This is a genomic window from Comamonas humi, assembly GCF_054782535.1.
The window spans coordinates 335,388-361,047 of record NZ_BAAGSH010000019.1; the positions used below are offsets into that span (position 1 = coordinate 335,388).

Below are 25,660 nucleotides of genomic sequence, written 5' to 3' on the forward strand. Positions count from 1 at the left end.
ATCATCTCAAAAAAAGATATTTTGCGCCAGCACCATGGATCTACCCTCCCTCGAAATCTTCCTGCAGGTCGCCCAGACCGGCAGCATCACGCGCGCGGCCGAGCAACTGGCGCGCGCGCAGTCCAACGTGACCACGCGCATCCAGCAGCTCGAGGAGTCGCTGGGCGTGCCGCTGTTCGTGCGCGAGGCGCGGCGCATGGTGCTCACGCCGCAGGGCACGCTGCTGCAGGGCTATGCCACGCGCCTGCTGGCGCTGGCCGAGGAGGCCCGCCAGGCGCTGCAGCCCGGCGAGCCGCAGGGGCGGCTGCGCCTGGGCTCGATGGAGAGCACGGCCGCCGCGCGGCTGCCGCAGCCGCTGGCGCGCTTCCACCAGGCCTGGCCGCAGGTGGCGCTGGAGCTGTCCACCGCGCCGTCGCGCCAGCTGGTGGAGCGGGTGCTGTCCTTCGAGCTGGATGCCGCGCTGGTCGCCTGGCCCGCACCCGACATCGCCGCCGATGCGCCGTTGGTCCTCACCCCGATGTACGAGGAGCCGCTGTGCATGATCCTGCCCCAGGGCGCGGACCCGGCGGCGCGGCCGCTGGCCGTCTCCACGCTGGCGGCCTTCACCGAGGGCTGCACCTACCGCCGCCTGGGCGAGGCCTGGATGCGCGAGGTGCATGGCGACGGCGCCGGCCGCTGGTCGGTGCTGGAGCTGGCCTCGTACCACGCCATCGTCGCCTGCGTGGCCGCCGGCGGCTGCGTGGCCGTGGCGCCGCGCATCATCCTGGAGCTGATGCGCGACGCGTCGCCGGTGCAGACCGTGCCGCTGCCGTCCTGCACCACCATGCTGCTGCGCCGCACCGGCTACCAGTCGCCGGCGCTCGACGCGCTGCTGTCCTGTCTGCAAACCATCGGAGAAAACCATGCCCCGCCTGCTTGACACCCTGGGCCTGCGCCTGCCCATCATCCAGGGGCCGATGACCGGCTCCGACACCCCCGCGCTGGCGGCCGCCGTCTCGGCCGGCGGCGGACTGGGCTCGCTGGGCTGCGGCATGCGCTCGCCGCAGGCCATGCGCGAGGCGGCTGCCGCGGTGCGCGCCGCCACCGACCAGCCGTTCGCGATCAACCTCTTCGTGCAGCCCACGCCCGCGCCCGAGGCCGCGCTGGTGGCGGCGGCGATGCGGCGGCTCGCGCCGCTGTATGCGAAGTTCGATGCCGAGCCCGCGCGGCCGGTGCAGTGGTGCGAGGACCTCACCACCCAACTCGACGTGCTGGTCGAGTTGCGCCCGGCGGTGGCCAGCTTCACCTTCGGCATCCTCACGGCGGGCCAGGTGCAGCGCCTGCATGATGCCGGCTGCGCGGTGATCGGCACGGCCACCACGGTGCAGGAGGCGCTGGCCTGGGAGGCCGTGGGCGCCGATGCGGTCTGCGCCTCGGGCAGCGAGGCGGGCGGGCACCGCGGCACCTTCCTGGCGGACTACGCCTCGTCGATGGTGGCCACGCTGCCGCTGGTGCGCGACTGCGCGCGGCGGCTGTCGGTGCCGGTGATCGCGGCCGGCGGCATCATGGACGGCGCCGGCATCGCCGCCGCGCTGGCCCTGGGCGCGCAGGCGGTGCAGATGGGCACGGCCTTCCTGGTGTGCCCCGAGGCGGGCATCCCCGCCGCCTACCGCGCGGCGCTGGCCGGCGCCCAGGCCACCGACACGCGCACCACGCGCACCATCAGCGGCCGCCCGGCGCGCGGCATCGTCAACGCGATGATGGAGGCGCTGACGCCCGACGAGGCCGCGATCCCGCCGTACCCGGTGCAGAACGCGCTCACCGGCCCGCTGCGGCGGCTCGCGGCCCAGCGCGGTGATGCGCAGTACCTGTCGCTGTGGGCCGGCCAGGGCGTGGCCCAGGCACGGCCGATGCCGGCGGCCGAACTGCTGGCCCTGCTGGAGCAGGAGCTTTCGAAAAGCGTAGCTGCTTGCGATTGATGGATAAGGATTTCAAATAGTTTTCTATTTGAAAACCCCGTGTAGCTTGCGCTAAAAGCTCTTAAAAGGAGAGCGTCAACCCCGGGCGTGCAGCGCCTTCTCGCGCCCCATCAGCGCGCCCAGCAGCAGCACCAGCAGGTACACGTAGAACAGGTGGCCGCTGTTGTGGGCGAAGAACACCTGGGTCAGCCCGAAGCCGGCGTAGCTCACCGGCAGCATCACGCCCAGCACGCGCAGGAACAGGATCTGCCGGTCCATGGGCTGGTGGCCGCAGGCCAGCATGCGCCGCCGCGTGGGCCAGAAGATGGCGATGGGCACGCCGTAGAACAGCAGCATCAGCGCCACGCCCACCAGGCCGCGCTTGGCGAACTGGTCCAGCAGCTCGTTGTGCGCGTGGTCGAAATTCAGCACGAAGGGATCGACGCTGCCGGCCGCGGCGCGGCGTGCCTTCTCCTGCCGGTAGCCCTCCATGCCCCAGCCGGTCAGCGGCCGCTCCCAGCCCATGTCCCAGGCCAGCTTCCAGTGCGCCAGCCGCTGCCCCACCGAGGTGTTGGCGTGGCCGGCCTGCTCGTACTGGCTGACCTCGTTCATCGCCAGGTCGTAGCGGCGCTCGATGTCGGCGCCGCGCAGCAGGCCCAGCGCGCCCACCACCACCACCAGGCAGGCCAGGCCGGCCAGCACCTGCTTGCGCAGGCCGCAGCGCCACAGCAGCACGGCGCCCAGGCCCAGCACCAGCGGCGCCATGATCCAGGCGCCCCGCGTGTCCGACAGCAGCACCGCCACCACGCCGGCCAGGCTGCACAGCGCGCCCAGCGCCCGCTGCCACAGCGCCAGCGAGCGCCACAGCAGCATCACGCCGAAGCAGCAGCCCAGCGTGAGCACGAAGGCCAGTCCGGCGAACTGGATCGCGTTGGTGAAGCCGTTGGCGCGCGACAGATCGAGCCAGCCGCACTGCACCACGGCGACGGCGCCCGCGCCCAGCGCGCCGGCCAGCAGGCCCCAGCCCAGCGGCCGCACCTGGGGCGCCTGCCACTGCACCAGGCCCAGCGCAGCCAGCGCCAGCAGGTATTTGTAGAACTGGTCGCTGCGCTGCGCCAGCGCCCAGCCGTCGAAGCTCAGCGCCCACAGCACGCCCATGGCGGCGAACAGCGCGGCCAGCACCTTGGCGCGGCCGTCCCAGGGCAGCGGCCACCAGCGGCGCGCAAAGACCAGCGCCGTCAGCACCAGCAGCGCCGGCCCCCACGAATAGCCCGAGGGCAGGCTCAGCGCGACCCCCGGCACCAGAAAGGTGGCCAGCTGGGTGGCGCGGCCGGCCCAGGACGAATCCGCCGCAGCGGCGGCGCGCGGCAGCGTCATCGGCGCACGTCCTCGCTCAGGTGCGGACGGTCGTAGGCCAGCGCCACGTAGCGGAAGAAGCTCTCGAGCGCGACGAACATGCAGTACAGGAAGCCCGCGCCGCCGCACAGGATGCCCAGGTGCAGGATGTAGAGCCGCAGGAACATGGCCAGCCCCGCGGCCATGCCGCGCAGGATGCCGCCCTGCTGGTTGCCCAGCTTGGCGCGCTTGGCCGCGCCCAGCATCGCGTACTGCGTGAGCTTTTCGAGGCTGGAGTGCACGGTGTCGCGCGAGTGGTGCAGCAGCGGCGTGTGCATCAGGTGGCGCGCCACGCCGTCGCGGGCGAGCTGGGCCTCCTCGTGCACCACGCCGGTGTACTCGCGCAGCAGGCCGCGCCAGAACAAGCGCTCCACCTTCGAGGTGGAGCGCAGGTACTTCAGCTCCTGGCCGAAGGCGACCATGCGCCAGCGGATCATCCACACCGCCTGCTCGCCCGAGCGCACGATGTCCTGCAACTCGCGCTGGAAGGCGGGCGAGATGGTCTCGTCGGCGTCCAGGAAGAACACGTAGTCGCCCGAGGCGTGCGCCAGCAGCCGGTTGCGCTGCACGGCAAAGCCCTGCCAGTCGGCATACCGGTATACCTGGGCGCCCAGGCTGCTCGCGATGGTCGTCGTGCGGTCGGTGCTGCCGCTGTCCACCACGACGATCTGATCGGCGAACGAGGCGCTCTGGATGCAGGCCTCGATGTTCTGCTCTTCGTTCAGCGTCAGGATGGCGACGGTGAGCGTGGGAGCCTGCGCGGTTTCAGCAGTGGGAGTGGACGACACATGCCCTCGATGGCTGCTCAGATCAGGCCCGGCGTCAATGGCCGCCCTGGAAGTGTTCGCCGGCCTTCAGGCGGTACTCGGTGCCGCAGTACGGGCACTTGGCGCTGCCGCTGTGGCCCACGTCCAGGTAGACCTTGGGGTGGCTGTTCCACAGCTTCATGTCGGCCTTAGGGCTGGGGCAGAACACGCCGCCCTGGGCATTCAGGTCCTTGGCCAATAACTCTACAACTGCCTGCGTCATGGTGATCAAACTTTCGTCAGCCAATGGGCGTATTTGGGATTGCGCCCATTCACGATGTCAAAAAATGCGTTCTGGATCTTCTCGGTGATCGGGCCGCGTTCGCCCGAGCCGATGCTCACGCGGTCCATCTCGCGGATCGGCGTGATCTCGGCCGCGGTGCCGCTGAAGAACAGCTCGTCCGAGATATAGATTTCGTCGCGCGTGATGCGCTTTTCCACCACCTTCAGGCCCAGGTCCTCGCAGATGTGGAACACGGTGTTGCGCGTGATGCCGTTGAGCGCGCCGGCCGACAGGTCGGGGGTGTAGACCACGCCGTCGCGGATCACGAAGATGTTCTCGCCCGAGCCCTCGGACACGAAGCCCGCTGCATCCAGCAGCACGGCCTCGTCGTAGCCGTCGTCCAGCGCCTCGGTGTTGGCCAGGATGGAGTTGGTGTAGTTGCTCACCGCCTTGGCCTGGCTCATGGTGATGTTCACGTGGTGGCGCGTGTAGCTGCTGGTCTTGACGCGGATGCCGCGCTTCATGCCTTCCTCGCCCAGGTAGGCGCCCCAGGCCCAGGCCGCCACGATCAGGTGGATGGTGTTGCCCTTGGGGCTGACGCCCAGCTTGCGGTCGCCGATCCAGGTCAGCGGGCGCAGGTAGCACGACTCGAGGCCATTGGCGCGCACCACGTCGATCTGCGCCTGGTTCACCTGGTCCTGCGTGAACGGGATCTGCATGCGCAGGATCTTGGCGCTGTTGAACAATCGCTTGGTGTGGTCCTGCAGGCGGAAGATGGCCGTGCCGCCGTCGGCGGTCTGGTAGGCGCGCACGCCCTCGAAGGCGCCGCAGCCATAGTGCAGCGTGTGCGTGAGCACGTGGATCTTGGCGTCGCGCCAGTCGACCAACTGGCCGTCCATCCAGATCTTGCCGTCGCGGTCGGACATGGAGGGGACAACGTTCATGGCATACCTATGGTGGTGGAAAGCCGCCCGGCGCCCACGGAGGTCGCGGGCACCCGGGCGGCCGGGTGGGGTGAAGTGGGCCTGATTTTACGAGCCGTTGGCCCCCTTTGTGACAAAGCCCTCAGGGTCGGGCGCTAGGATATACGCCGATTCCCGGAAATGTTACAAAAATAGGCAGCAAATTCATGGGTTACCTACAGTGGCATCGGCCGGCGGCTGCGGGCGCTCCAGCGTCCAGCGCGTGAGCCGGCCCTGCACGAACTCGCAGGTCACGGTGGACTCGGTGCCGTCGCGCCAACGGTAGACCTCGGGCTCCTCGCCCTCGGGCGACTGGCGTTCGCCCAGCGAGCGTGTCATGGCCACCACATGCACCAGCGGCAGGCGGGGCTTGAGCTTGGCGTTGAGCATGACGGCGCTGCCCACATAGCCTATGGGCCGGTCGGAGGCGCGCTTCATCACCGTGAGCAGGCGGGTGAAGTGCAGCAGCAGCCACATCACGATGCCGCCGGAGACGGCGAACACGCCCATCCATTGGTAGTTCTGGTAGGCCGCCCACAGCAGGACGAGCAGGCCCAGCGGAATCAACAGGTTTCGCACATTCATGGGGCGCTATTGTGCAATGCGGCAGGCAGCAGGGGCGGCAATTTCTCCTACACTCGCGGCAGCAGCCCGTCTCCACCCTCCAGTTTCACCGCATGTCCCTGAGCTTTGCCACCCTGTTCGCCGCGTTCAGCAAGAGCTTTCTGCTGGTGGCGGCCACCATGCTGCCCATCCTCAATCCCGTCAGCGCCTCGGCGGTCTTCCTCACGCTGACGGAGGGCGCCTCGCCCGCCATCCGCCGGCGGCTGGCCACGCGCATCGCCATCAACGTCACGCTGCTCACCATCTTCTTCATGCTGGTCGGCTCGTACATGCTGGACGTGTTCGGCCTGTCGATCGACATCGTGCGCGTGGGCGGCGGCCTGCTGGTGGCCTACATCGGCTGGAACATGATCAACGCCAGCTCGTCCGAAGGCACGGGCGAGAAGCTGGCCGATGCCTTTACCCCCGAGACGGCGCGCCGCCGCGCCTTCTACCCGCTGACCTTCCCGCTCACCTACGGGCCGGGCAGCCTGGCCGCGACCATCACCGTGGGCGTGAGCCTGATCGACCGCGCGCCCGCCGTCACCGTCGTCAACGTGATCGGCGCCACCATCGGCGCCATCGCGGTGGGCGTGGTGATCCTGCTGTGCAACCGCTACGCCGACAAGGTGCTCAAGCCGCTGGGCGAGACCGGCACCATCGTCTTCCTGCGCATCTCGGCCTTCATCCTGCTGTGCCTGGGCATACAGATCGCCTGGAGCGGCATGGCCAACCTGGTCAGCGACGCGATCGAGCACGGCGTGCTGGAGGCGTTCAGGCAATCGGGCGTGCGCCCGCGCTGACCTCACCAAGGAGCTTTCCATGCAATACCGCCAGTTGGGCCGCAGCCCGCTCAAGGTGTCCACGCTGTGCCTGGGCACGATGATGTTCGGCGACCAGACCGACGAGGCCGCCGCCGCGTCCATCCTGGCCGATGCGCGCGAGCGCGGCGTCAACTTCATCGACACCGCCGACGTCTACAGCAAGGGCGGCTCCGAATCCATGCTGGGCCGGCTGCTGCAGGGCCAGCGCGACGACTGGATCGTCGCCACCAAGCTCGGCAACGCCATGGACGAGCGGCCCAACCACGGCCACTACTCGCGCGCCTGGGTGCTGCGCGAGGCCGAGGCCAGCCTGCGCCGCCTGCAGACCGGGCACATCGACATCCTCTACCTGCACCGCGACTACGTGGGCCTGAACCTGGAAGAGCCGTTGTACGCGCTGAAGGCGCTGCTCGACGCCGGCAAGATCCACTACTGGGGCCTCTCCAACTTCCGCGGCTGGCGCATCGCCGAGGCGGCGCACCTGGCGCGCCAGCTCGGCATGCCGGGCCCCGTGGTCTGCCAGCCCTACTACAACCTGCTCAACCGCGGGCCCGAGACCGACATCCTGCCCGCCTGCCAGCACCATGGCATCGGCGTGGTGCCGTTCAGCCCGGTGGCGCGCGGCGTGCTCAGCGGCAAGTACCTGCCCGGCCAGCAGCCGCCGGCAGACAGTCGCGCCGGCCGCCAGGACCGCCGCATGATGCAGACCGAGTTCCGCCCCGAGTCGCTGGTGATCGCCCAGCAGGTGCAGCAGCATGCGCGCGAGCGGGGCCTGTCGGCCGCGCAGTTCGCCACCGCCTGGGTGCTGGCGCACCGCGCGGTCAGCGCCGTCATCGCCGGGCCGCGCACGCTGCAGCAGTGGCAGGACTATGCGCCGGCAGTGGACTATGCGCTCACGCCGGACGACGAGGCCTTCATCGATGGCCTGGTCACGCCCGGCCACCCGTCGACACCGGGCTTCAACGACCCGGCGTACCTGTGGGAGTCCGGCCGCTGAACCGCTCAGCGACGCAGGAAGAAGAACCAGTAGCCCAGCATCAGCAGCCCGATCAGCAGCGGGATCAGCCGGGAGAACAGCCACATCCCGCTGCGGGCTCCGCCGGTTGCGACTTCGGCCGCCACGGCGGTGACGGACAGATTCTCGGCCAGGCCCAGCCCGAACCGGACGACCACCTCCTTGGAATCCTCCACATGGAAGGCGCCGCCGGCCTCGCAGCGCAGCGACAGGTCGCCGATGCGCGGCTGCTTGTCCTCGGCCGAGCACTGCAGCACGCGGCCGCCGCTCTCGTCGCCCACGGTGGCTATCAGCAGCACCTTGGCCGGCCCCTGGTGGTGGACGGTGCGTTCGCCGCGGACCGTGAAGCTGCTGCGGTAGCCTTCGCCCGGCGAGGCCTGGAAGCTGCCGTAGCCAAAGGTGGTCTTGAACGCGGGCGTGCCGGGCTTGGCGGCCTCCTGCACCATCTGGGCCACCTGCTCCGGCGATGCATCGGCCTCCATCACCGGCCGCGAGGGCGCGGCCCACGCCGCGGCCACCAGGCTGCACCAGCACAACAACAGCCACCAGATTTTCTTCATGCACATCCCTCGTCGGAAAAACCGGCGGATGTTACAGGTGTTTCTGCTGCGGAAAGCCGGGCATGGCGGCAGGCCGCCTTGCGCTGCCGATCAGCCCAGCGGGCCGGCCGACAGGATCTCGCCCAGCGGCTTGCGGGCCGACGGCACCTCGCGCTCGGCCAGGTCGGCGGGCAGCGTGGCCTTGTCGCCGCGCTCGCCGATGGCCACCAGGCATTCCACCGTCCAGCGCTCGCCGAGCTGGAGCACGCGGCGGGCGGCCGCGGCGTCGATGCCGCCCATGGCATGCGTGGCCAGGCCCATGTGGTGTGCCTGCAGCGCCAGGTAGCCCCAGGCGCAGCCCGCGTCGAAGCTGTGCTTGCCCGAGGCGTCCTGGTCGGACAGCACCACCAGCAGCGCGCCCGCGTTCAGGCACCAGCGGCGGTTGCCCTCGTTGGGGATGGTGGAGAAATCCGCCCAGTGCGCGTCGCCGTGCAGCGCGTAGGCAAAGTGCCAGGGCTGCTTGTTGCTGGCCGACGGCGCCCAGCGGGCGGCCTCGACCATCTGCTCGATCTCCTGCGCGCTGACGGGGCGGCCCGAGAACGCGCGCGGCGAGAAGCGGTCGAGGAACTGGCTGTGGATGGGGTGCGGGGATTGGCGAGGTGCTTGCATGGCGCTTGGGTCTGATAAAAGTCTGGCAAAAGCGCCGAGCATGCCACAGCTCAGCTGCGCACGCGCTCCACCAGCTTGAAGGTGCCCGTGGCCATGCCCAGCAGCTCGCCGGCCTCGTTGCGCAACTCGCCGCGCACGAAGGACAGGCTCTTGCCGCGCTTCTCGCACACCGAGGTGCAGATCACGTCGCTGGCGGCGGTGGCGATGTAGTGGATGGTCAGGTCCACCGTCACCACGCCGTAGCGCAGCGGATCGTGCGCGCGCGCCGCGCACGACAGGCCCACGTCCAGCAGCGTGGCGATGGCGCCGCCGTGCATGTCGCCGCGGCTGTTGGTGTACTGCTGCTGGTAGGGCATGCGCACGCGGGCGCGGTCGTTGCCGATGGCCTCGCCCTTGAGCTGGAAGGCCGCGGCCATGGCCATGGGCAGGCCGAAGATCACGTTCTCGGGTTCTGGCGGGTAGGTGGGGATGTCGGTGCTGGTGGTCATGGCGCGGGTTCCGGGGGTCAGAGAATGCTGCGCGCATGGTAGCCGCTGCCGGTGCGCGGTGCTGACGCGCAGGTGAATGAGAGGGCGCCCGTCAGCGCTCCACGAAGCGGCGCAGCGCCGCGCCCAGGCCGGGCGCCTCCAGGATGTTGAAGTGGTCGGCCCCGGCAAAGGCCACGGCCTGCACCGGCGGGCCGCTGCGGCCCTGCAGCGCCTGCAGCAGCGCATCGGTGCGCGCCGGCAGCACCAGCTGGTCCTGCCCTGCGCGCAGCACCAGCACCGGCCCGGCGTAGCGTTGCAGCCGGTCATCGGACGGGTAGCGGTCGCGCAGCAGCAGCGCCACCGGCAGCCAGCCGTAGTGGTCGCGTACCGTGCCCACCATGTTGTCGAACGGGGTGACCAGCACCAGCTGCGCCACCGGCCGGGCCGCGGCCAGCGCCGCCGCCACGCCCGTGCCCAGGCTGCGGCCGATGACGGCGATGCGCCCGCCCGGGTGGCGGCGCTGCACCTCGTCGAACAGCGCGATGGCGTCCTGCTCCAGCGCAGCCTCGGTGGGCTTGCCGTCGCTGGCGCCATAGCCGCGGTAGGCCAGCAGGTACAGGCTGTGCGCGGGCAGCCATTCGCGCAGCCGGGGCAGGTTGGCCTCGATGGCCTCGGCATTGCCGCCGAGGTAGATCGCGGCATCGGCTGCGGGCGCCGCGCCGGGGTGGCTGTGCCAGCCGCGCAGCACCGCATCGCCGCGCTGCAGCGCGAAGTCGGTCTGCGCCGCATCCACGCGCGTGAGCTGTGGCCAGTACATCAGCTTGCGCTGCTGCAGCAGCATCAGCAGGCACACGGCCAGGTAGAGCAGCGCGGCGATGGCCGCGCCCCAGAGGGCGATCTTGGCGGGCAGGCTGTTCATGGGGCGATTGTCCATCGCTGGTGGATGCTATTGAAATAAAAGCACTTTGCGCTGATGGTGCGCCGCTTTCGATGCTGAAGCATTCAGTAACCAATAGCAGTGGCCGGCAAGGACTGCGTTTTTCATAGCAACCCGTTATGCTCGGGCGCTCCGCTTCAACTCCTGCTTCCGGCTTTTCCCGCATGACGACACCGATCCAGAACCTGCACTGCCCCCGCTGCGGCGCCGCGCGCTGCCAGCCGGTGCGCGGCCGGCGCGACGGCTATGCCTGCGCCAGTTGCGGGGCGCAGTTCCGGTTCAGCGATGACAGCGGCAGCGGCGCACAGCTGCGCATGGTGCATGGCGCAGATGCAGTGCAGGCGGGCGGATTGCGCGGCTTCAAGTGGCTCTTCGTCGCGCTGGCCGCCGTGCTGGCGGTCGGCGTGGCGATGGCGCTGCTCGTGCCCCGGCACCGCCCGGCGGCGCCCGCCGTGGCGCGCGATGCCGGCCAGCTGCAGACGGCGGCGCTGGTCGAGAACAGCGGCAAGATCAGCTACGTGCGCGTGATGGAGCTGCGCGAGGCGGAGCAGGCCGTGTTCCAGGTGCTGGTGACCGAGCTGCAGACCGGCAAGCGCCTGTCCGAGCCGCAGCGCTTTGCCTTCCCGCGGGCCGGCGGCAGCCGACGGCCCGAGCTGCGCCAGTTCTCCGACGGCCAGCTCTACCTGGTGCTGAACGAGCGCCAGCTGCTGCGCTTCGACCCCGGCGCCCAGCAGTTCGTGGACCTGAGCGCCCGTCTGGCCGAGCGCTTTCCGCAGCAACTGGGCGCCGGTGTGGCCAAGCTGCAGTTCGCCTACCAGGACCGGCCCGATGCGCTGGAAGTCACCAGCAGCGAGGGCAGCAAGTTCTATGTGCACTGGCTGACCGACCAGATCGTGGCCGACCGCGATACGGGCACGGCCTACCGCGAGGCCGTGGCCGGCTACCGCCACGAGCGCAGCCACTACCGCTTCGCGCCGACCTCCCCGAAGACGGGCGATGCCACGCCCTACCTGCTGGTCCGGTACTGGATGAAGGCCGAGCCGGGGCGCATGCAGTACCTGGGCTACTTCGACCTGTACCCGGCCGGCCACGACAAGGACGAGCGCTCGCGCTGGAAAGACCCCGAAGTGGGCAGCGGCTGGGCCGTGCGCCCCTACGTGGTGAGCGACTACGGCCTGCTGCGCCTCGAGGCCGTGCCGCCGGCCACCAAACGCTTCCACGCGCAGGTGCTGGCCGAGAACGCCACGCGCTTGCTGCTGGCCTACAGCCCCACGCCGGTGCAGGAAGAAGGTCGCGTGCTGCAGCTGCTCGACAAGGCCAGCCACCAGGTCGTCTGGAGCCGCACGGCCGAGCAGATCCCGCAGCTGGGCACGCGCGGCGGCGGCAGCTATGCCATCGCGTCGGCGCTGCCCTCGGGCTTCTTCATCAGCCAGCATGCGATGCAGCCGGCGCTGCTCATCGACAATGACGGCAACACCGTGCACGACTTCACCGTGCGCGCAGGCGGATAGACCTCCACCCATGGCCATCCACATCCAACGCATCCTCTGCCCGCAGTGCGGCGCCTCGCGCTGCCGCAAGGTGGCCGATAGCCCCAACCTCTATGCCTGCAGCAGCTGCAGCGCCGAGTTCGTGCTCAGCGACAGCAACGCGCCCAAGGAACTGCGCGTGGTGCACAGCCTGGAGCCCGGCCAGTTCGCCAAGCTAGGCCAGCTCAAATGGGCGCTGGCCGTGGGCGTCGGCCTGTTGATGCTGCTGGTGCTGCTGCCCTTCGTGCGGGAGCTGCTGCGCGAGCACGCGCCCGCGGCGCCCAACCCCGGGCGGCTGCAGGCCTCCACGCTCTACCACAGCGGCGGCGGCAAGATCGAGGTGCTGCAGGTGCTGGAAGCGGGCGATGCGCGCAGCGACGTCTACCAGATCGTGGCGAGCGACCTCGACACCGGCAAGCCGCTGGCCGAGCCGCAGCAGATCGGCTTCCAGCGCAACACGCAGTCGCGCAGCCCCAAGCTGCGGCACTTTCCGGACGGCGGCATCTACCTCATCCTCAACGGCCAGAAACTGCTGCGCTTCGACCCGGCCAGCCACCGGTTCGCCAGCCTGGACGAAGAACTCGTCAACCGCCACCCTGGGCAGCTCGGCGTGGGCGTGGCGCAGATCGAGTTCCCGCCGCGCGACCGGCCCGGCATGTTCATCGTCACCAGCAACTCCGGCGAGCGCTACCACGTGCAATGGCCCACGCGCGAGATCCTGCTGCAGAGCGAGGCCTACCAGCGCTTCCACGGCCGGCCCTGGGCCAGCTACACCGAGACCCGCCCGCGCGTGGACTTCGCCGAGCTGCACGCGGATAAACACCGCGGCACCTACCCCTGGCTGCTGGTGCGCTACGAGCAGAAGGTGCGCCCCGGCGAGTTTGAGTACCTGCCGCCGCTGAACCTCTACAGCACCGAGGACAGCGCCGTGCGCTCCGATCCCCAGCGCTACGAGTTGCTGACCCCCGACTGGGCCTACCGGCCCGACAGCCTGCAGGAGGCCGGCGTGACCGGCCTCGCCGCCGTGCCGCCGGTGCAAAAGCGCTTTCGCGCCGACGTGCTCGCCGCCAACGCGCAGCGCGTGCTCATCGCCTACAACCCCACGCCCGTCACCGACCAGGGCCGCGTGCTGCAGCTGCTGGACGCGCAGACGCTGCAGCCCGTCTGGAGCCGCCCGGTCGAGGAGCTGCCGCAGATCACCCGCAACGGCACCTACGTGGCGGCCGACGCGCTGCCCATGGGCTTCTACATCACCTCGGACGACGCCACGCCGTCGCTGCTGCTGAGCAACGGCGGCACCGTGCTGCACGACTTCCGGCCGCAGGGGCAGTAGGCGTGCCGACCATCATCGCGCCATGACTGCGACCATCTCCTACCACGTCAGCGAGGCAGACTACATCGCCGCGCTGCGCCTGTACCACCGCAGCCATCGGTGGAGCGGGGTGGGGCGAGTGGCCATCGTCGTGACCGGGCTGGTGTTCGTGGCGGCGGGGCTGTGGCTGCAGAGCTGGTGGCTGGACCTGGTGGGCGTGCTGTATGCGGCCCTGCCGTGGTGGCTGCCGCGCCTGATCGGCGAGCCGCTGGCGCGGCGCCACTACCGCCGCTATCCGGCCATGCACCAGGAGCAAAGCGTGCGCCTGGAGGAAGACGGCAGCGGCGTCTGCGCCAGGTCGGCCATGGGCGAAAGCCGCCTCGCGTGGCCGCTGCTCATCCGCTGGGTGGAAGACGCCGACTACCTGCTGCTGTTCATGCAGCCGCGGCTGTATTTCATCGTTCCCAAGCACGCCGATCCGCAGCGCACGGTGATCGCGCCGCTGCAGGCGCTGCTGCGCGAGCACATCGGGCCGGCGGGCTGAGGCCGCAGGGGCGCAAAAAAGCCTCCCGAAGGAGGCTTGGCTCAGTGGGCAAGGGGCTCAGCCCAGCTTGGCCTTCAGCAGCTCATTCACCTGCCCCGGGTTCGCCTTGCCCTTCGAGGCCTTCATCACCTGGCCGACCAGGGCGTTGAAGGCCTTGTCCTTGCCGGCCTTGTACTGCTCGACGTTCGCGGGGTTGGCGGCGATCACCTCGTCGATGATCTTCTCCAGCGCGCCGCTGTCGTTCATCTGCTTGAGGCCCTTGGTCTCGATCACGGCATCGACGTCGGCGCCTTCGCCGGTCCACAGCGCCTCGAACACCTGCTTGGCGGCGTTGTTGCTGATGGTGCCGTCCTGGATGCGGCTGATCAGCGCGGCCAGTTGGGCGGCGCTGACCTTCACCGCGTCCATGCCGATTTCCTCGTTGTTCAGGCGGCGCGAGATCTCGCCCATCACCCAGTTGCTGGCCAGCTTGGGCTGGCCGCAGGCCTTGGCGGCGGCTTCGAAGTAGTCGGCCATGGCCTGGCTTTGCGTCAGCGTGGTGGCGTCGTACTCGGGCAACTGGTAGTCGGCGACGAAGCGCTCGGCGCGCTGGCGCGGCAGCTCGGGCATGGCGGCCTTCACCTCTTGCACCCAGCTCTCGGCCACGACCAGCGGCGGCAGGTCGGGATCGGGGAAGTAGCGGTAGTCGGCCGAGTCTTCCTTGGTGCGCATGGCGCGGGTCTCGCCGGTGTCGGGGTTGAACAGCACGGTGGCCTGCTGGATGGCGCGGCCGTCCTCCAGCTCCTCGATCTGCCAGCGGATCTCGTAGTCGATCGCGATCTGCATGTTCTTGAAGCTGTTGAGGTTCTTGATCTCGCGGCGCGTGCCCAGCGGCCCGCCGGGCTTGCGCACCGAGACGTTGGCGTCGCAGCGGAAAGAGCCTTCCTGCATGTTGCCGTCGCAGATGCCGATCCAGGTGACGATCTTGTGCAGCTCCTTGGCGTAGGCCACGGCCTCGGCGGTGGAGCGCATGTCGGGCTCGGTCACGATCTCGAGCAGCGGCGTGCCGGCGCGGTTCAGGTCGATGCCGGACTGGCCGATGAACTCGTCGTGCACCGACTTGCCGGCGTCTTCCTCGAGGTGGGCGCGCACGAGCCGGACGGTTTTGCGCACGGTCTCCTTCCCCTCTTCGAGGTAGAAGCTCACGTCGCCGCCCTGCACCACGGGGATCTCGAACTGGCTGATCTGGTAGCCCTTGGGCAGGTCGGGGTAGAAGTAGTTCTTGCGCGCGAAGACGCTCTGCGGCGCGACGTGCGAGCCCAGCGCGAGGCCGAGCTTGATGGCGCATTCCACGGCCTTCTTGTTCATGACCGGCAGCGTGCCGGGCAGGGCCAGGTCCACCGGCGAGGCCTGGGTGTTGGGCTCGGCGCCGAAGGCGGTGCTGGCGCGGCTGAAGATCTTGGACTGGGTGGCGAGCTGCGTGTGGGTCTCGAATCCGATCACCACTTCGTAGCCGTTGATGAGTTGGGCGGTCATATCAGGTGATATCAAAAAGTGAGCTGCTGGCGCTTGTTGTGTCTAGTTTGCAGATAGTTTTATTATTGAAACCTATATACATCAAGCGCTGGCAGCTATGGTTTTTCAGAGGCCTGCGGGCTGGCGCAGGTGGTGGTCGGTGGCTTGCTGCAGGCGGTGCGCGGCGTTCAGCAGCCGGCCTTCGGCAAAGTAGTTGCCGATGAGCTGCAGGCCGACGGGCATGCCGCCCCCTTCCTTCGAGTTCGCGAAGCCGGCCGGCACGCTCAGGCCGGGCAGGCCGGCCAGCGACGCGGGCAGGGTGTAGATGTCGGCCAGGTAGTTGGCCAGCGGGTCGCTCTTGCCGCCGAGCTGCCAGGCCACGGTGGGCGCGGCGGGGCCGGCGATCAGGTCGCATTGCTTGAAGGCGGCCTGGAAGTCGTCGGCGATCATGCGGCGGATCTTCTGCGCCTGCAGGTAGTAGGCGTCGTAGTAGCCGTGCGAGAGCACGTAGGTGCCGATCATGATGCGGCGCTTGACCTCGTCGCCGAAGCCTTCGGCGCGGGTCTTCTTGTACATGTCGAGCAGGTCGGTGTAGTCCTTGGCACGGTGGCCGAACTTCACGCCGTCGAAGCGGCTCAGGTTCGACGAGGCCTCGGCCGGCGCGATGATGTAGTACACCGGGATGGACAGCTCGGTGCGCGGCAGGCTGATGGGCACCAGCTTGGCGCCGAGCTTCTCGTACTCCTTGAGCGCGCCGTCCACGGCTGCGCGCACGTCATCCGACAGGCCTTCGCCGAAGAACTCGGCCGGAATGCCGATGCGCAGGCCCTCGATGGAATCATTGAGCTGGGCCGTGAAGTCCTCGGCCGGCACGTCCAGGCTGGTGGAGTCGCGGTCCGCATCGGGCCCGCACATGGCCGACAGCAGCAGCGCGCAGTCCTCGGCCGAGCGGGCCATGGGGCCGGCCTGGTCCAGGCTGGACGCGAAGGCGATCATGCCGTAGCGGCTGGCGCGGCCGTAGGTGGGCTTGATGCCGGTGATGCCGCAGAAGCTGGCGGGCTGGCGGATCGAGCCGCCGGTGTCGGTGCCGGTGGCGGCCGGCGCCAGGCGCGCGGCCACGGCCGCGGCCGAGCCGCCGGACGAGCCGCCGGGCACGCGGCTCGTGTCCCAGGGGTTGCGCACGGGTGCGATGGCCGAGTTTTCGTTGGCCGAGCCCATGGCGAACTCGTCCATGTTCAGCTTGCCCAGCGTCACGCAGCCCGCGTCGGCCAGCCGGGTGACCATGGTGGCGTCGAACGGCGACTGGTAGCCGGCCAGCATCTTGCTCGCGGCGGTGGTGGGGAAGTCCTTGGTGACGAACAGGTCCTTGTGCGCGATCGGCACGCCGGCCAGCGGCGCGGCGGTGCCGGCGGCGAGCTGGGCGTCGGCGGCCTTGGCCTGGGCCAGCGTCACTTCCTCGTTGATGGTGACATAGGCGCCCAGGTTCTGGTGCGCGGCGGCGCGGGCCAGGAAGTGCTGCGCCGCCTCGGTGGCGGACAGCTCGCGGCTCTTCAGTGCTTGGGCGAGCCGGGCCACGCTCATCTCGTGCAAATCGGTAGGAATGCTCATGCGGATCTCATTGTCTGGGGCGGCAGGCGCTGCCTGCGGCCGAATCGGGCGGGGGCGGAAAGGGCCGCGAGGGCCCGGGGCGCTTATTCGATGACCTTGGGCACCAGGAACATGCCCTTTTCCACAGCCGGCGCGCTCTTCTGGTTGGCCTCGCGGTTGTCGCTCTCGCTCACCACGTCGTCGCGCAGGCGCAGCTGCACTTCCTGGATCGCGGCCAGCGGGTGGGCCAGCGGGGTCACGCCCGAGGTGTCCACGGCACGCATCTGCTCCACCACGTTGAAGAAGCTGGTGAGCTGCGTGAGCATGCGCTCGCTTTCGGGGGCGGAGAGTTCGAGCCGTGCCAGGTTGGCGATGCGGCCAATGTCGTCTTGGGTGAGTGCCATAGCTTGGAGTGTGTAAACCAGTCGTAAATACCCGAGGGCCAAAACCCGGCCTGGCGAGTTATTCACAGGGGATGCGGTATTATCCCGCCTTTGGCGCCGGACCATCCCAACCTCGGTCTTTTGCGCCAAAAACCCCCGTCTGCACCCCTTATTTGATACAAGAACCGGGCGACAACGCGCCGAAGTGCCGCTGTGCCCAGAGGAAGTCTGAATGTTCGGAGCGTTCCGCCGCTACTTTTCCACCGACCTGGCCATTGACCTGGGCACCGCCAACACGCTGATCTTCGCCCGCGACAAGGGCATCGTGCTGGACGAGCCCTCGGTGGTCGCCATCCGCCACGAAGGCGGCACGCACGGCCGCAAGGTGATCCAGGCCGTGGGCCGCGAGGCCAAGGCCATGCTGGGCAAGGTGCCCGGCAACATCGAGGCCATCCGCCCGATGAAGGACGGCGTGATCGCCGACTTCCTCATCACCGAGCAGATGATCAAGCAGTTCATCAAGATGGTGCACCCGCGCACGCTGTTCACCCCCAGCCCGCGCATCATCATCTGCGTGCCCTGCGGCTCCACCCAGGTCGAGCGCCGCGCGATCAAGGACGCAGCGCTGAAGGCCGGCGCCACCATCGTCGAGCTGATCGAGGAGCCCATGGCCGCCGGCATCGGCGCCGGGCTGCCGGTGTCCGAGGCTTCCGGCTCGATGGTCGTCGACATCGGCGGCGGCACCACCGAGGTGGGCGTGATCTCGCTGGGCGGCATGGTCTACAAGGGCAGCGTGCGCGTGGGCGGCGACAAGTTCGACGAGGCCATCATCAACTACATCCGCCGCAACTACGGCATGATGATCGGCGAGCCCACGGCCGAACTGATCAAGAAGAGCATCGGCTCGGCCTTCCCGGGCAGCGAGGTGCGCGAGATCGAGGTCAAGGGCCGCAACCTGTCCGAAGGCGTGCCGCGCAGCTTCACCATCAGCTCCAACGAGGTGCTGGAGGCGCTGACCGAGCCGCTGAACCAGATCGTCTCGTCGGTCAAGAACGCGCTGGAGCAGACCCCGCCCGAGCTGGGCGCCGACATTGCCGACCGCGGCATGATGCTGACCGGCGGCGGCGCGCTGCTGCGTGACCTGGACCGCCTGCTGGCCGAGGAAACCGGCCTGCCCGTGCTGGTGGCCGAGGAGCCGCTGACCTGCGTGGTGCGCGGCTGCGGCATGGCGCTCGATACGCTGGACCGCAAGGGCAGCAGCATCTTCACCAGCGAATAAGCGTGCAATTTAGATAAAAACGCCACCCAGCGCACTGATGACAAGCGCAGGCTACTATGGTTACCATAGCAGCCTGCGCTTTGAATTTATAGATTCGCCAGCATGCCCACCAACTCCTTCGACAGTGGTGTACCGACGTTCCGCCAAAGAGGCCCGTCGCCGCTGATCCGGCTGGCGGTGTATGGCGCGCTGGCGCTGTTCCTGATGGTGGCGGACGTGCGCTTCAAGCTCACCGAGCCGGTGCGCCGCGCGGTGGCCGCGGTGCTGTACCCGCTGCAGTGGGTGATGATGCAGCCGGTGCAGCTGGCGCACGAGGGCGCGCGCTATTTCGAGTCGCTGACTAGCGCCCAGGACCGCGCGCAGAACGCCGAGAAGAAGATGACCGAATGGGGGCTGCGCGCCAACCAGGTCGAAACCATGCAGCTCGAGAACCAGCGCCTGCGCGCGCTGCTCGACCTACGCCCGCGCCTGACCACCTCGGGCACCGCGGCGCAGGTGATCTACGAGACCGCCGACGCCTACACCCGCCGCGTGGTGATCGACAAGGGCGAGGTCGCCGGCATCGAGCGCGGCTCGCCGGTGATGGACGAGCTGGGCGTGCTGGGCCAGGTGACGCGGGTGTTCGCCATGACCAGCGAGGTCACGCTGGTGGTTGACCGCGAGCAGAGCATTCCCGTGCTGAACCCGCGCACCGGCGCCCGCGGCGTGGCCTACGGCGATCCGCTGGCCAGCTCCGGCGGCGGCATGGAGCTGCGCTTCATGCCCAGCAACGCCGACATCCAGGAGGGCGACCTGCTCACCACCAGCGGCGTGGACGGCGTCTACGCCCCCGGCCTGCCGGTGGCCAAGATCGTGCGCATCGAGCGCAAGGCCGACTCGCAGTTCTCGCGCGTGTACTGCGAGCCGCTGGCGCAGGTGCACGGCGTGCAGTTCGTGATGGTGCTCAAGCCGCTGGGCGAGGACGCGCTGCCCGCCAAGCCGCCGCCGCCCGACAGGAAGCCTGACGGCCCGGCCTCGACGCCGCGCAAGGGGAGGAAGGGATGACCGAGCTGAAAGGGCCGCTGCCATGATCATGCCGCGCGGGCAGCCGCTGCTGCTGCCGGTCAACCCGGGGTTCATCGCCGGCACGCTGGTGCTGGCGCTGATGTTCAACCTGCTGCCGCTGGGCCGTGGCATCTGGATGCCCGACATGCTGCTGCCGGTGCTGGCCATCTGGGGCGTGCGCGAGCCGCAGCGTGTGGGCATGGGCTGGGCCTTCGTGCTCGGGCTGTGCATGGACGTGCACCAGGCCGCGCTGCTGGGGCAGCATGCCATCGTATATGCGCTGGTAATGTTCGGCGTGGGCCTGCTGCGCCGGCGCATGGCGTGGTTCAACCTGCTGGAGCAAGCGGTGCAGATGCTGCCGCTGTTCGTCGCGGCCGATGTGCTGCAGCTGCTGATGCGCATGCTGATGCGCGGCGGCTTCCCGGGCTGGGGCGCGCTCACGCCGGGCCTGTGGGAGGCGCTGCTGTGGCCGCTGCTGGGCTGGCTGCTGCTGCTGCCGCAGCGCCAGCCGCTGGAGCGCGACGACAACCGTCCGCTGTAGAGCTGCCGCGCGCATGACCGAAATCCACAACGTCGAGAGAGACCTGGCCCGCTTCCGGCTGCGGGTGCTGGTCATCGGCCTGGTGGTGCTGGCCGCTTTCGGCCTGCTGGTGGCGCGGCTCTATGTGCTGCAGGTCGACCGCTACGAGGACCTGGCGGCGCAGGCCGAGAGCAACCGCACCGCGGTCGTGCCCATCGTGCCCAGCCGCGGCCAGATCTACGACCGCAACGGCGTAGTGCTGGCCACCAACTACTCGGCCTACACGCTGGAGATCACGCCCTACAAGGTGGGCGACCTGGACGCGACCATCGACGAACTCTCCAAGCTGATCGAGATCACGCCGCGCGACCGCCGCCGCTTCAAGCGCCTGCAGGAGGATTCGCGCAACTTCGACTCGCTGCCGATCCGCTCGCGGCTGAACGAGGACGAGGTGGCCCGCTTTGCCGCCCAGCGCTACCGCTTTCCGGGCGTGGACGTGAAGGCGCGGCTGTTCCGCACTTACCCGCTGGGCGAAACCGGGGCGCACCTCATCGGCTACATCGGCCGCATCAACCAGCGCGAGAAGGAGCGCATCGACGACTCCGACGACGCCGCCAACTACCGCGGCACCGAGTACATCGGCAAGACCGGTGTCGAGGCCAGCTACGAGCAGCAGCTGCACGGCCAGACCGGCTTCGAGCGGCTCGAGACCTCGGCCGGGGGCTTCGCGGTGCGCAAGCTCGGCAGCAACCCGGCCACGCCGGGATCGAGCGTGGTGTTGTCCATCGACATCAAGCTGCAGAAGATGGTCGAGGACCTGTTCGGCGACCGCCGCGGCGTGGCCGTCGCCATCGATCCGCGCAACGGCGAGATCCTGGCCATGGTGAGCAAGCCCACCTACGACCCCAACCTGTTCGTCGAAGGCATCGACCAGGAGAACTGGAAGGCACTGAACGAGTCCATCGACCGCCCGCTGCTCAACCGCGCGCTGCGCGGCACCTACCCGCCGGGCTCCACCTACAAGCCCTTCATGGGCCTGGCCGGGCTGGAAACCGGCAAGCGCAACCCGCAGACCATCATCCAGGACGGCGGCTCGTGGACCTTCGGCGGCCACACCTTCCGCTCGGGCCATGCGCTCGGGCCGGTCGACCTGAACCGCGCCATCCAGCACTCGAGCAACGTCTACTTCTACACGCTGGCCAACGAGATGGGGGTCGACCTCATCCACGACTTCATGAAGCCGCTGGGCTTCGGCCAGATCACCGGCATCGACCTGCCCGGCGAGGTGCGCGGCGTGCTGCCCAGCAAGGAGTGGAAGCGCCGCACCTACAAGCGCGCCGCGCAGCAGCAGTGGTTTGCGGGCGAAACCATCTCGCTGGGCATCGGCCAGGGCTACAACAGCTTCACCATGCTGCAGCTCACGCATGCGCTGGCCACGCTGGTGAACAACGGCACCAGCCACACGCCGCATGTGGGCAAGCGGCTGGTGGACTCGGTGAACGGCGAGCGCACGCTCATCGAGCAGCCGCCGTCGGTGCAGCTCGGCTACAAGCAGTCGAACATCGACGCCGTCAAGCGCGGCATGGTCTCGGTGGTGCAGGCGGGCACGGGCTCGCGCACCTTTGCCGGCGCGCGCTACCTGTCGGGCGGCAAGACCGGCACGGCCCAGGCCATCAGCATCGGCCAGAACGAGCGCTACAACGCTGCCCGCCTGGCCGAGCGCCAGCGCGACCACGCGCTGTACGAAGCTTTCGCGCCGGCGCAGGACCCGCAGATCGCCGTGGGCGTGATCGTGGAGAACGCCGGCTTCGGCGCGGCCTCCGCGGCGCCCATCGCGCGTCGCATCATCGACTACTGGCTGCTGGGCGACTACCCCAGCGAGGCCGACATGGCCGCCATGCAGCGCGGCCAGGCCAGTGCGCCCATCGGTACGCCGCGCCGCGCCGACGAGGTGCCGCTGCCGACCCAGGTGGGTGGCCCCTGATTGCTATTGAAAAGGTAGCTATTCGCGCTTGATGGACGGGAGCTAGAGCCTGTTTTTACTTGAAAAATGCGTCGTAGCCGGTCTTGACGATCAGCACGCTCACCACCACCACGAACATGCCGCGCACGAAGCCCGAGCCCTTGCGCAGTGCCACATAGGTGCCCAGCAGGCTGCCGGCCACGTTGGCCGCGGCCAGCGGCAGGGCCATGTGCCACCAGACATGGCCCTTGGCGCTGAGCAGCATCAGCGCTGCGGCGTTGGTGGCGATGTTCAGCAGCTTGGCGCTGGCCGAGGCGTTCAGGAAGTCGTAGCCCAGCAGCCGCACCAGCAAAAAGACGAAGAAGCTGCCCGTGCCCGGGCCGAAGAAGCCGTCGTAGAAGCCGATGCCCGAGCCGATCAGCGCCGCGACCCAGGCCTCCTGGCGGCCCTCGTAGTGCGGCGTGTGGTGCTGGCCGAGCTGCTTCTTGGCCAGGGTGTAGACCAGCAGCGCCACCAGGATCAGCGGCAGCAGCTTGCGCAGGAAGTCGGCCGAGATCTGCGTGACGGCCCAGGCGCCCAGCAGCGAGAAGCCGAAGCTCGCCACGATGGCGGGTGCGATCGCACCCCAGCGGAACTGCACGCGGCGGCTGTACTGCCGCGCCGAGATCAGCGTGCCCCAGACCGAGGCGCTCTTGTTGGTGCCCAGCAGCGTGGCGGGGGGAGCCGAGGGAAATGCCGAAAACAGCGCGGGCACCAGGATCAGGCCGCCGCCGCCCACCACCGCATCGACAAAGCCCGCGAGCAGCGATGCGAGCGTGACCACAATCCATTCCATCCCGGAATTGTCGCATCGCCGCCGGCCGGGCTGCGGGCATTCGGGGCGATTTGCACCAGAAAAAGAAAAAGCGCCCGAGGGCGCTTCAAAAAAATACATCTATGCCGATGTTTGGTGCTGTTCGAATTGTGGGTTTGTCTCCTCGGTCCTCTCGCATAGCACCGCTTCGGTGCGTCGAGTGCCGTTAATGTATGGGTTGCCCCGCGCCGGTGCATCGGGATTAACCCGATCAGGGCGATTCCCAGCGGCTATAAGGCATATGCCGCGAGTATCCACTCCGCGGCGCGCTCGGCCATCATCAGCGTGGGCGAGTTGGTGTTGCCGCTGGTGATGGTGGGCATGGCGCCGGCGTCCACCACGCGCAGGCGGCGCACGCCGCGCACGCGCATCTCGCTGTCCAGCACGGCCAGCGGATCGCCGTCGCGCCCCATTTTGGTGGTGCCCACGGGGTGGAAGATGGTGGTGGCGATGTCGCCCGCCAGCCGCGCCAGCTCCTCGTCGCTCTGGTACTGCACGCCGGGCTTGTATTCCTCGGGCCGGTAGCGGGCCAGCGCGGGCTGGGCGGCGATGTGGCGCGTAAGGCGCAGGCTGTCGGCCGCCACCTGGCGGTCTTCGGCGGTGCTGAGGTAGTTGGGCGCGATGGCCGGCGCCTCCTGGAAGCGGTTGCTCTTGATCTGCACGGTGCCCCGGCTGGTGGGGTTGAGGTTGCACACGCTGGCGGTGAAGGCCGGAAAGCCGTGCAGCGGCTGGCCGAAGGCGTCCAGCGACAGCGGCTGCACGTGGTATTCGAGGTTGGGAAAGGCGTGCTCGGCGCTGCTGCGCGTGAACGCGCCGAGCTGCGACGGCGCCATGCTCATCGGGCCGCTGCGCCGGGCCAGGTACTCCAGCCCGATCTTGGCCTTGCCCCAGAGCGTATTCGCCATGGTGTTGAGCGTGGGCACGCCCTGCACCTTGAACACGGCGCGGATCTGCAGGTGGTCCTGCAGGTTGGCGCCCACACCGGGGTGGTCCACCACCACATCGATGCCGTGCCGTTGCAGCAGCTCGCCCGGGCCTATGCCCGAGAGCTGCAGGATCTGCGGCGAATTGACGGCGCCGGCGCAGAGGATCACCTCCTTGGTGGCGCGCACGGTCACGGTCTCGGTGCCCGTCCAGACCTCGGCGCCGGTGCACACCGGCTCGCCGCCGGCACTGCGGTCGAACAGCAGCCGCGTGACCTGGGCGCCGGTCCACAGCTCCACGTTCGGGCGGCCGTAGCAGGTGGGGCGCAGGAAGGCCTTGGCCGTGTTCCAGCGCCAGCCGGCCTTCTGGTTGACCTCGAAATAGCCCACGCCCTCGTTGGTGCCGCGGTTGAAGTCGTCGGTGGCCGGTATGCCGGCCTGCTGCGCGGCCTGGGCGAAGGCGTCCAGGATGTCCCAGCGCAGGCGCTGCTTCTCCACGCGCCATTCGCCGGTACTGCCCGTGCGGCGGTTGCCGTGCAGCTGCGCGAAGCTGGGGCTGGCGTTGCCTTCCTCGTCGAGCCGCCAGTGGTCCTCGTGGCGGCGGAAGTACGCCAGGTTCTCGTTCCAGCGCCAGCGGGCGTCGCCGGTCAGCTCGGCCCAGTGGTCGTAGTCGCGCGACTGGCCGCGCATGTAGATCATGCCGTTGATGCTGCTGCAGCCGCCCAGGGTCTTGCCGCGCGGGTAGAGCAGCGCGCGGCCGTTCAGGCCCGGCTCGGCCTCGGTCTGGTAGCGCCAGTCGGTGCGCGGGTTGCCTATGCAGTACAGGTAGCCCACCGGGATGTGGATCCAGTGGTAGTCGTCCTTGGGACCGGCCTCGATCAGCAGCACCCGGTTGCGCGGCTGGCTGCTGAGCCGGTTGGCCAGCAGCGAGCCCGCGGTGCCGGCGCCGATCACGAGGTAGTCGAAGGTGGTGCTGTCAGTGGCTTGCATGGCAGGGGGACCGTATCGATGATTGCTTCCATAGTAATAGCTGGGAGCGATCCATGGGTGCGCGGTTTTGCACAGAAAGCGTGCACAAACCGCGGCGGGCGCTGCCGGGACGGCGGGAAAGCCCTGCACTGCCTTTGGCGCGATGAGGTAGGATACGCGCCTTGAAATTTTCTTTTGATGGGCGCTTTCAGACCGTGTTCACGTTCTAAGCCATCGCCAGCAGGCGCCTGTTCTTACCAGAGGAATCCCCAGCACCATGGCATCCGTCAACAAAGTCATCATCGTCGGCAACCTGGGGCGCGACCCCGAAATGCGCACCTTCCCGAGCGGCGACCAGGTGGCCAACGTCACCATCGCCACCACCGACCGCTGGCGCGACAAGAACACCGGCGAGAACAAGGAAGCCACCGAGTGGCACCGCGTGGTTTTCAACGGCCGCCTGGCCGAGATCGTGGGCCAGTACCTGCGCAAGGGCAGCCAGGTCTACGTGGAAGGCAGCCTGCGCACCCGCAAGTGGACCGACCAGCAGACCGGCCAGGAACGCTACGCCACCGAAATCCGCGCCGACACCATGCAGATGCTCGGCAGCCGCCAGGGCATGGGCCAGGGCAGCCAGGGCGGTGACGACTACGGCTACGGCGACCAGGGCGGTGGCCAAGGCGGCGGCCAGGGTGGCTACGGCGACCAGGGCGGCGGCTACCAGCAGCCACAGCGCCGCGCGCCCGCGCCGGCTATGGCGCCGCGCCCCGCACCCGCTCCGCGCCCAGTCCCCGCGCCCATGCCGACCCCGGCGCCGCGCGCGGCCTCGGGCTTCGACGACATGGATGACGACATTCCGTTCTAAATAGCGCCTGGTTCGCAG

General features: G+C 68.9%; 26 protein-coding genes. 12 read left to right on the forward strand and 14 right to left on the reverse strand.

Annotated elements, in window-relative coordinates; genetic code table 11:
* Positions 1 to 34: 34 nt before the first annotated feature.
* Both ACYVKR_RS21695 and ACYVKR_RS21700 read left to right on the forward strand, forming a co-directional pair.
* Entirely contained in the window at positions 35 to 919 is an 885-nt protein-coding gene (locus ACYVKR_RS21695; protein WP_460483054.1) for a LysR family transcriptional regulator, read from the forward strand.
* The gene (locus ACYVKR_RS21700) at positions 903 to 1,958 is read left to right on the forward strand and encodes an NAD(P)H-dependent flavin oxidoreductase (RefSeq protein WP_460483055.1); all 1,056 of its coding nucleotides are present in this window, start codon (positions 903 to 905) and stop codon (positions 1,956 to 1,958) included. Before ACYVKR_RS21695 ends, ACYVKR_RS21700 begins: the two co-directional genes overlap by 17 nt.
* Positions 1,959 to 2,033: 75 nt before the next feature.
* Here the strand turns inward: ACYVKR_RS21700 and ACYVKR_RS21705 are convergent, their stop codons facing one another.
* The 5 genes from ACYVKR_RS21705 to ACYVKR_RS21725 all read right to left on the reverse strand — a co-directional run bounded on the left by ACYVKR_RS21705 (position 2,034) and on the right by ACYVKR_RS21725 (position 5,908).
* A complete protein-coding gene (locus tag ACYVKR_RS21705) occupies positions 2,034 to 3,314 on the reverse strand; it encodes an O-antigen ligase family protein (RefSeq protein ID WP_460483056.1) in 1,281 nt (426 codons plus the stop codon).
* Positions 3,311 to 4,120 carry a glycosyltransferase family 2 protein gene (locus tag ACYVKR_RS21710; RefSeq protein ID WP_460483057.1) on the reverse strand — a complete coding sequence of 270 codons (810 nt, stop codon included), beginning with the start codon at positions 4,118 to 4,120 and terminating at the stop codon, positions 3,311 to 3,313. Before ACYVKR_RS21710 ends, ACYVKR_RS21705 begins: the two co-directional genes overlap by 4 nt.
* Before the next feature lie 34 nt (positions 4,121 to 4,154).
* Positions 4,155 to 4,361, reverse strand: coding sequence for a zinc-finger domain-containing protein (locus tag ACYVKR_RS21715; protein ID WP_460483058.1), 207 nt, complete (start codon positions 4,359 to 4,361; stop codon positions 4,155 to 4,157).
* 5 nt (positions 4,362 to 4,366) lie between these two features.
* A complete protein-coding gene (locus ACYVKR_RS21720; RefSeq protein WP_460483059.1) occupies positions 4,367 to 5,305 on the reverse strand; it encodes a branched-chain amino acid aminotransferase in 939 nt (312 codons plus the stop codon).
* Positions 5,306 to 5,488: 183 nt separating this feature from the next.
* On the reverse strand, positions 5,489 to 5,908 hold the full coding sequence (locus ACYVKR_RS21725; RefSeq protein ID WP_460483060.1) for a glycerate kinase: 420 nt from the start codon (positions 5,906 to 5,908) through the stop codon (positions 5,489 to 5,491).
* Positions 5,909 to 6,000: 92 nt separating this feature from the next.
* On the opposite strand from ACYVKR_RS21725, the gene ACYVKR_RS21730 reads away from it, so the two are divergent.
* Together ACYVKR_RS21730 and ACYVKR_RS21735 are read left to right on the forward strand one after the other, a co-directional pair.
* Positions 6,001 to 6,729 carry a MarC family protein gene (locus ACYVKR_RS21730; protein ID WP_460483061.1) on the forward strand — a complete coding sequence of 243 codons (729 nt, stop codon included), beginning with the start codon at positions 6,001 to 6,003 and terminating at the stop codon, positions 6,727 to 6,729.
* A gap of 19 nt (positions 6,730 to 6,748) precedes the next feature.
* A complete protein-coding gene (locus ACYVKR_RS21735) occupies positions 6,749 to 7,747 on the forward strand; it encodes an aldo-keto reductase family protein (RefSeq protein ID WP_460483062.1) in 999 nt (332 codons plus the stop codon).
* A gap of 5 nt (positions 7,748 to 7,752) precedes the next feature.
* On the opposite strand, the gene ACYVKR_RS21740 is transcribed toward ACYVKR_RS21735, so the two are convergent.
* The 4 genes from ACYVKR_RS21740 to ACYVKR_RS21755 form a co-directional block, all read right to left on the reverse strand.
* The gene (locus ACYVKR_RS21740) at positions 7,753 to 8,325 is read right to left on the reverse strand and encodes a hypothetical protein (RefSeq protein ID WP_460483063.1); all 573 of its coding nucleotides are present in this window, start codon (positions 8,323 to 8,325) and stop codon (positions 7,753 to 7,755) included.
* A gap of 90 nt (positions 8,326 to 8,415) precedes the next feature.
* Positions 8,416 to 8,973: a nitroreductase family protein gene (locus ACYVKR_RS21745; RefSeq protein WP_460483064.1), complete on the reverse strand. Its 558-nt coding sequence runs from the start codon at positions 8,971 to 8,973 to the stop codon at positions 8,416 to 8,418.
* A gap of 50 nt (positions 8,974 to 9,023) precedes the next feature.
* The gene (locus tag ACYVKR_RS21750) at positions 9,024 to 9,461 is read right to left on the reverse strand and encodes a PaaI family thioesterase (RefSeq protein WP_460483065.1); all 438 of its coding nucleotides are present in this window, start codon (positions 9,459 to 9,461) and stop codon (positions 9,024 to 9,026) included.
* A 91-nt stretch (positions 9,462 to 9,552) separates the two neighbouring features.
* A complete protein-coding gene (locus ACYVKR_RS21755) occupies positions 9,553 to 10,359 on the reverse strand; it encodes an alpha/beta hydrolase (protein ID WP_460483066.1) in 807 nt (268 codons plus the stop codon).
* A gap of 182 nt (positions 10,360 to 10,541) precedes the next feature.
* Here ACYVKR_RS21755 and ACYVKR_RS21760 point away from each other — a divergent pair, with 182 nt between their 5' ends.
* Genes ACYVKR_RS21760 through ACYVKR_RS21770 form a run of 3 tightly spaced genes read left to right on the forward strand, consistent with a single transcriptional unit; the run spans position 10,542 to position 13,762 of the window.
* Entirely contained in the window at positions 10,542 to 11,888 is a 1,347-nt protein-coding gene (locus tag ACYVKR_RS21760; RefSeq protein ID WP_460483067.1) for a hypothetical protein, read from the forward strand.
* 10 nt (positions 11,889 to 11,898) lie between these two features.
* Entirely contained in the window at positions 11,899 to 13,239 is a 1,341-nt protein-coding gene (locus ACYVKR_RS21765; protein ID WP_460483068.1) for a hypothetical protein, read from the forward strand.
* Positions 13,240 to 13,261: 22 nt separating this feature from the next.
* A complete protein-coding gene (locus ACYVKR_RS21770) occupies positions 13,262 to 13,762 on the forward strand; it encodes a YcxB family protein (RefSeq protein ID WP_460483069.1) in 501 nt (166 codons plus the stop codon).
* 57 nt (positions 13,763 to 13,819) lie between these two features.
* Here ACYVKR_RS21770 and gatB read toward each other — a convergent pair whose 3' ends face one another.
* The 3 genes from gatB to gatC form a co-directional block, all read right to left on the reverse strand.
* Positions 13,820 to 15,277: an Asp-tRNA(Asn)/Glu-tRNA(Gln) amidotransferase subunit GatB gene (gene gatB / locus ACYVKR_RS21775; RefSeq protein WP_460483070.1), complete on the reverse strand. Its 1,458-nt coding sequence runs from the start codon at positions 15,275 to 15,277 to the stop codon at positions 13,820 to 13,822.
* 105 nt (positions 15,278 to 15,382) lie between these two features.
* Positions 15,383 to 16,864, reverse strand: a complete 1,482-nt coding sequence (gene gatA / locus ACYVKR_RS21780) for an amidase (RefSeq protein WP_460483071.1) — start codon at positions 16,862 to 16,864, stop codon at positions 15,383 to 15,385.
* 83 nt (positions 16,865 to 16,947) lie between these two features.
* A complete protein-coding gene (gatC, locus tag ACYVKR_RS21785; protein ID WP_460483072.1) occupies positions 16,948 to 17,247 on the reverse strand; it encodes an Asp-tRNA(Asn)/Glu-tRNA(Gln) amidotransferase subunit GatC in 300 nt (99 codons plus the stop codon).
* 211 nt (positions 17,248 to 17,458) lie between these two features.
* On the opposite strand from gatC, the gene ACYVKR_RS21790 reads away from it, so the two are divergent.
* From ACYVKR_RS21790 to mrdA, 4 genes are all read left to right on the forward strand, one after another.
* Positions 17,459 to 18,505, forward strand: coding sequence for a rod shape-determining protein (locus tag ACYVKR_RS21790; protein WP_460483073.1), 1,047 nt, complete (start codon positions 17,459 to 17,461; stop codon positions 18,503 to 18,505).
* A gap of 102 nt (positions 18,506 to 18,607) precedes the next feature.
* Positions 18,608 to 19,549, forward strand: a complete 942-nt coding sequence (gene mreC / locus ACYVKR_RS21795; RefSeq protein ID WP_460483074.1) for a rod shape-determining protein MreC — start codon at positions 18,608 to 18,610, stop codon at positions 19,547 to 19,549.
* A gap of 22 nt (positions 19,550 to 19,571) precedes the next feature.
* The gene (mreD, locus tag ACYVKR_RS21800; RefSeq protein ID WP_460483075.1) at positions 19,572 to 20,090 is read left to right on the forward strand and encodes a rod shape-determining protein MreD; all 519 of its coding nucleotides are present in this window, start codon (positions 19,572 to 19,574) and stop codon (positions 20,088 to 20,090) included.
* Positions 20,091 to 20,103: 13 nt separating this feature from the next.
* Complete coding sequence (gene mrdA / locus ACYVKR_RS21805) at positions 20,104 to 22,053, forward strand: penicillin-binding protein 2 (protein ID WP_460483076.1); 1,950 nt, start codon at positions 20,104 to 20,106, stop codon at positions 22,051 to 22,053.
* Between the two features lie 55 nt (positions 22,054 to 22,108).
* Here the strand turns inward: mrdA and ACYVKR_RS21810 are convergent, their stop codons facing one another.
* Together ACYVKR_RS21810 and ACYVKR_RS21815 are read right to left on the reverse strand one after the other, a co-directional pair.
* Complete coding sequence (locus ACYVKR_RS21810; RefSeq protein WP_460483077.1) at positions 22,109 to 22,867, reverse strand: sulfite exporter TauE/SafE family protein; 759 nt, start codon at positions 22,865 to 22,867, stop codon at positions 22,109 to 22,111.
* 248 nt (positions 22,868 to 23,115) lie between these two features.
* Positions 23,116 to 24,798 (reverse strand): GMC family oxidoreductase, encoded by a 1,683-nt coding sequence (locus ACYVKR_RS21815; RefSeq protein WP_460483078.1) that lies wholly within the window; start codon positions 24,796 to 24,798, stop codon positions 23,116 to 23,118.
* A 256-nt stretch (positions 24,799 to 25,054) separates the two neighbouring features.
* Between ACYVKR_RS21815 and ssb the strand changes: the two genes are divergently transcribed.
* Positions 25,055 to 25,642: a single stranded DNA-binding domain-containing protein gene (gene ssb / locus ACYVKR_RS21820; RefSeq protein ID WP_460483079.1), complete on the forward strand. Its 588-nt coding sequence runs from the start codon at positions 25,055 to 25,057 to the stop codon at positions 25,640 to 25,642.
* Positions 25,643 to 25,660 lie beyond the last annotated feature (18 nt).

What these genes read in the sequence shown, in the direction of transcription:
- ACYVKR_RS21695 (WP_460483054.1), top strand. Translation starts at nt 35, where the DNA reads ATGGATCTACCCTCCCTCGAAATCTTCCTGCAGGTCGCCCAGACCGGC.
- ACYVKR_RS21700 (WP_460483055.1), top strand. Translation starts at nt 903, where the DNA reads ATGCCCCGCCTGCTTGACACCCTGGGCCTGCGCCTGCCCATCATCCAG.
- ACYVKR_RS21705 (WP_460483056.1), bottom strand. Translation starts at nt 3,314, where the DNA reads ATGACGCTGCCGCGCGCCGCCGCTGCGGCGGATTCGTCCTGGGCCGGC.
- ACYVKR_RS21715 (WP_460483058.1), bottom strand. Translation starts at nt 4,361, where the DNA reads ATGACGCAGGCAGTTGTAGAGTTATTGGCCAAGGACCTGAATGCCCAG.
- ACYVKR_RS21720 (WP_460483059.1), bottom strand. Translation starts at nt 5,305, where the DNA reads ATGAACGTTGTCCCCTCCATGTCCGACCGCGACGGCAAGATCTGGATG.
- ACYVKR_RS21725 (WP_460483060.1), bottom strand. Translation starts at nt 5,908, where the DNA reads ATGAATGTGCGAAACCTGTTGATTCCGCTGGGCCTGCTCGTCCTGCTG.
- ACYVKR_RS21730 (WP_460483061.1), top strand. Translation starts at nt 6,001, where the DNA reads ATGTCCCTGAGCTTTGCCACCCTGTTCGCCGCGTTCAGCAAGAGCTTT.
- ACYVKR_RS21735 (WP_460483062.1), top strand. Translation starts at nt 6,749, where the DNA reads ATGCAATACCGCCAGTTGGGCCGCAGCCCGCTCAAGGTGTCCACGCTG.
- ACYVKR_RS21740 (WP_460483063.1), bottom strand. Translation starts at nt 8,325, where the DNA reads ATGAAGAAAATCTGGTGGCTGTTGTTGTGCTGGTGCAGCCTGGTGGCC.
- ACYVKR_RS21745 (WP_460483064.1), bottom strand. Translation starts at nt 8,973, where the DNA reads ATGCAAGCACCTCGCCAATCCCCGCACCCCATCCACAGCCAGTTCCTC.
- ACYVKR_RS21750 (WP_460483065.1), bottom strand. Translation starts at nt 9,461, where the DNA reads ATGACCACCAGCACCGACATCCCCACCTACCCGCCAGAACCCGAGAAC.
- ACYVKR_RS21755 (WP_460483066.1), bottom strand. Translation starts at nt 10,359, where the DNA reads ATGAACAGCCTGCCCGCCAAGATCGCCCTCTGGGGCGCGGCCATCGCC.
- ACYVKR_RS21760 (WP_460483067.1), top strand. Translation starts at nt 10,542, where the DNA reads ATGACGACACCGATCCAGAACCTGCACTGCCCCCGCTGCGGCGCCGCG.
- ACYVKR_RS21765 (WP_460483068.1), top strand. Translation starts at nt 11,899, where the DNA reads ATGGCCATCCACATCCAACGCATCCTCTGCCCGCAGTGCGGCGCCTCG.
- ACYVKR_RS21770 (WP_460483069.1), top strand. Translation starts at nt 13,262, where the DNA reads ATGACTGCGACCATCTCCTACCACGTCAGCGAGGCAGACTACATCGCC.
- gatB (WP_460483070.1), bottom strand. Translation starts at nt 15,277, where the DNA reads ATGACCGCCCAACTCATCAACGGCTACGAAGTGGTGATCGGATTCGAG.
- gatA (WP_460483071.1), bottom strand. Translation starts at nt 16,864, where the DNA reads ATGAGCATTCCTACCGATTTGCACGAGATGAGCGTGGCCCGGCTCGCC.
- gatC (WP_460483072.1), bottom strand. Translation starts at nt 17,247, where the DNA reads ATGGCACTCACCCAAGACGACATTGGCCGCATCGCCAACCTGGCACGG.
- ACYVKR_RS21790 (WP_460483073.1), top strand. Translation starts at nt 17,459, where the DNA reads ATGTTCGGAGCGTTCCGCCGCTACTTTTCCACCGACCTGGCCATTGAC.
- mreC (WP_460483074.1), top strand. Translation starts at nt 18,608, where the DNA reads ATGCCCACCAACTCCTTCGACAGTGGTGTACCGACGTTCCGCCAAAGA.
- mreD (WP_460483075.1), top strand. Translation starts at nt 19,572, where the DNA reads ATGATCATGCCGCGCGGGCAGCCGCTGCTGCTGCCGGTCAACCCGGGG.
- mrdA (WP_460483076.1), top strand. Translation starts at nt 20,104, where the DNA reads ATGACCGAAATCCACAACGTCGAGAGAGACCTGGCCCGCTTCCGGCTG.
- ACYVKR_RS21810 (WP_460483077.1), bottom strand. Translation starts at nt 22,867, where the DNA reads ATGGAATGGATTGTGGTCACGCTCGCATCGCTGCTCGCGGGCTTTGTC.
- ACYVKR_RS21815 (WP_460483078.1), bottom strand. Translation starts at nt 24,798, where the DNA reads ATGCAAGCCACTGACAGCACCACCTTCGACTACCTCGTGATCGGCGCC.
- ssb (WP_460483079.1), top strand. Translation starts at nt 25,055, where the DNA reads ATGGCATCCGTCAACAAAGTCATCATCGTCGGCAACCTGGGGCGCGAC.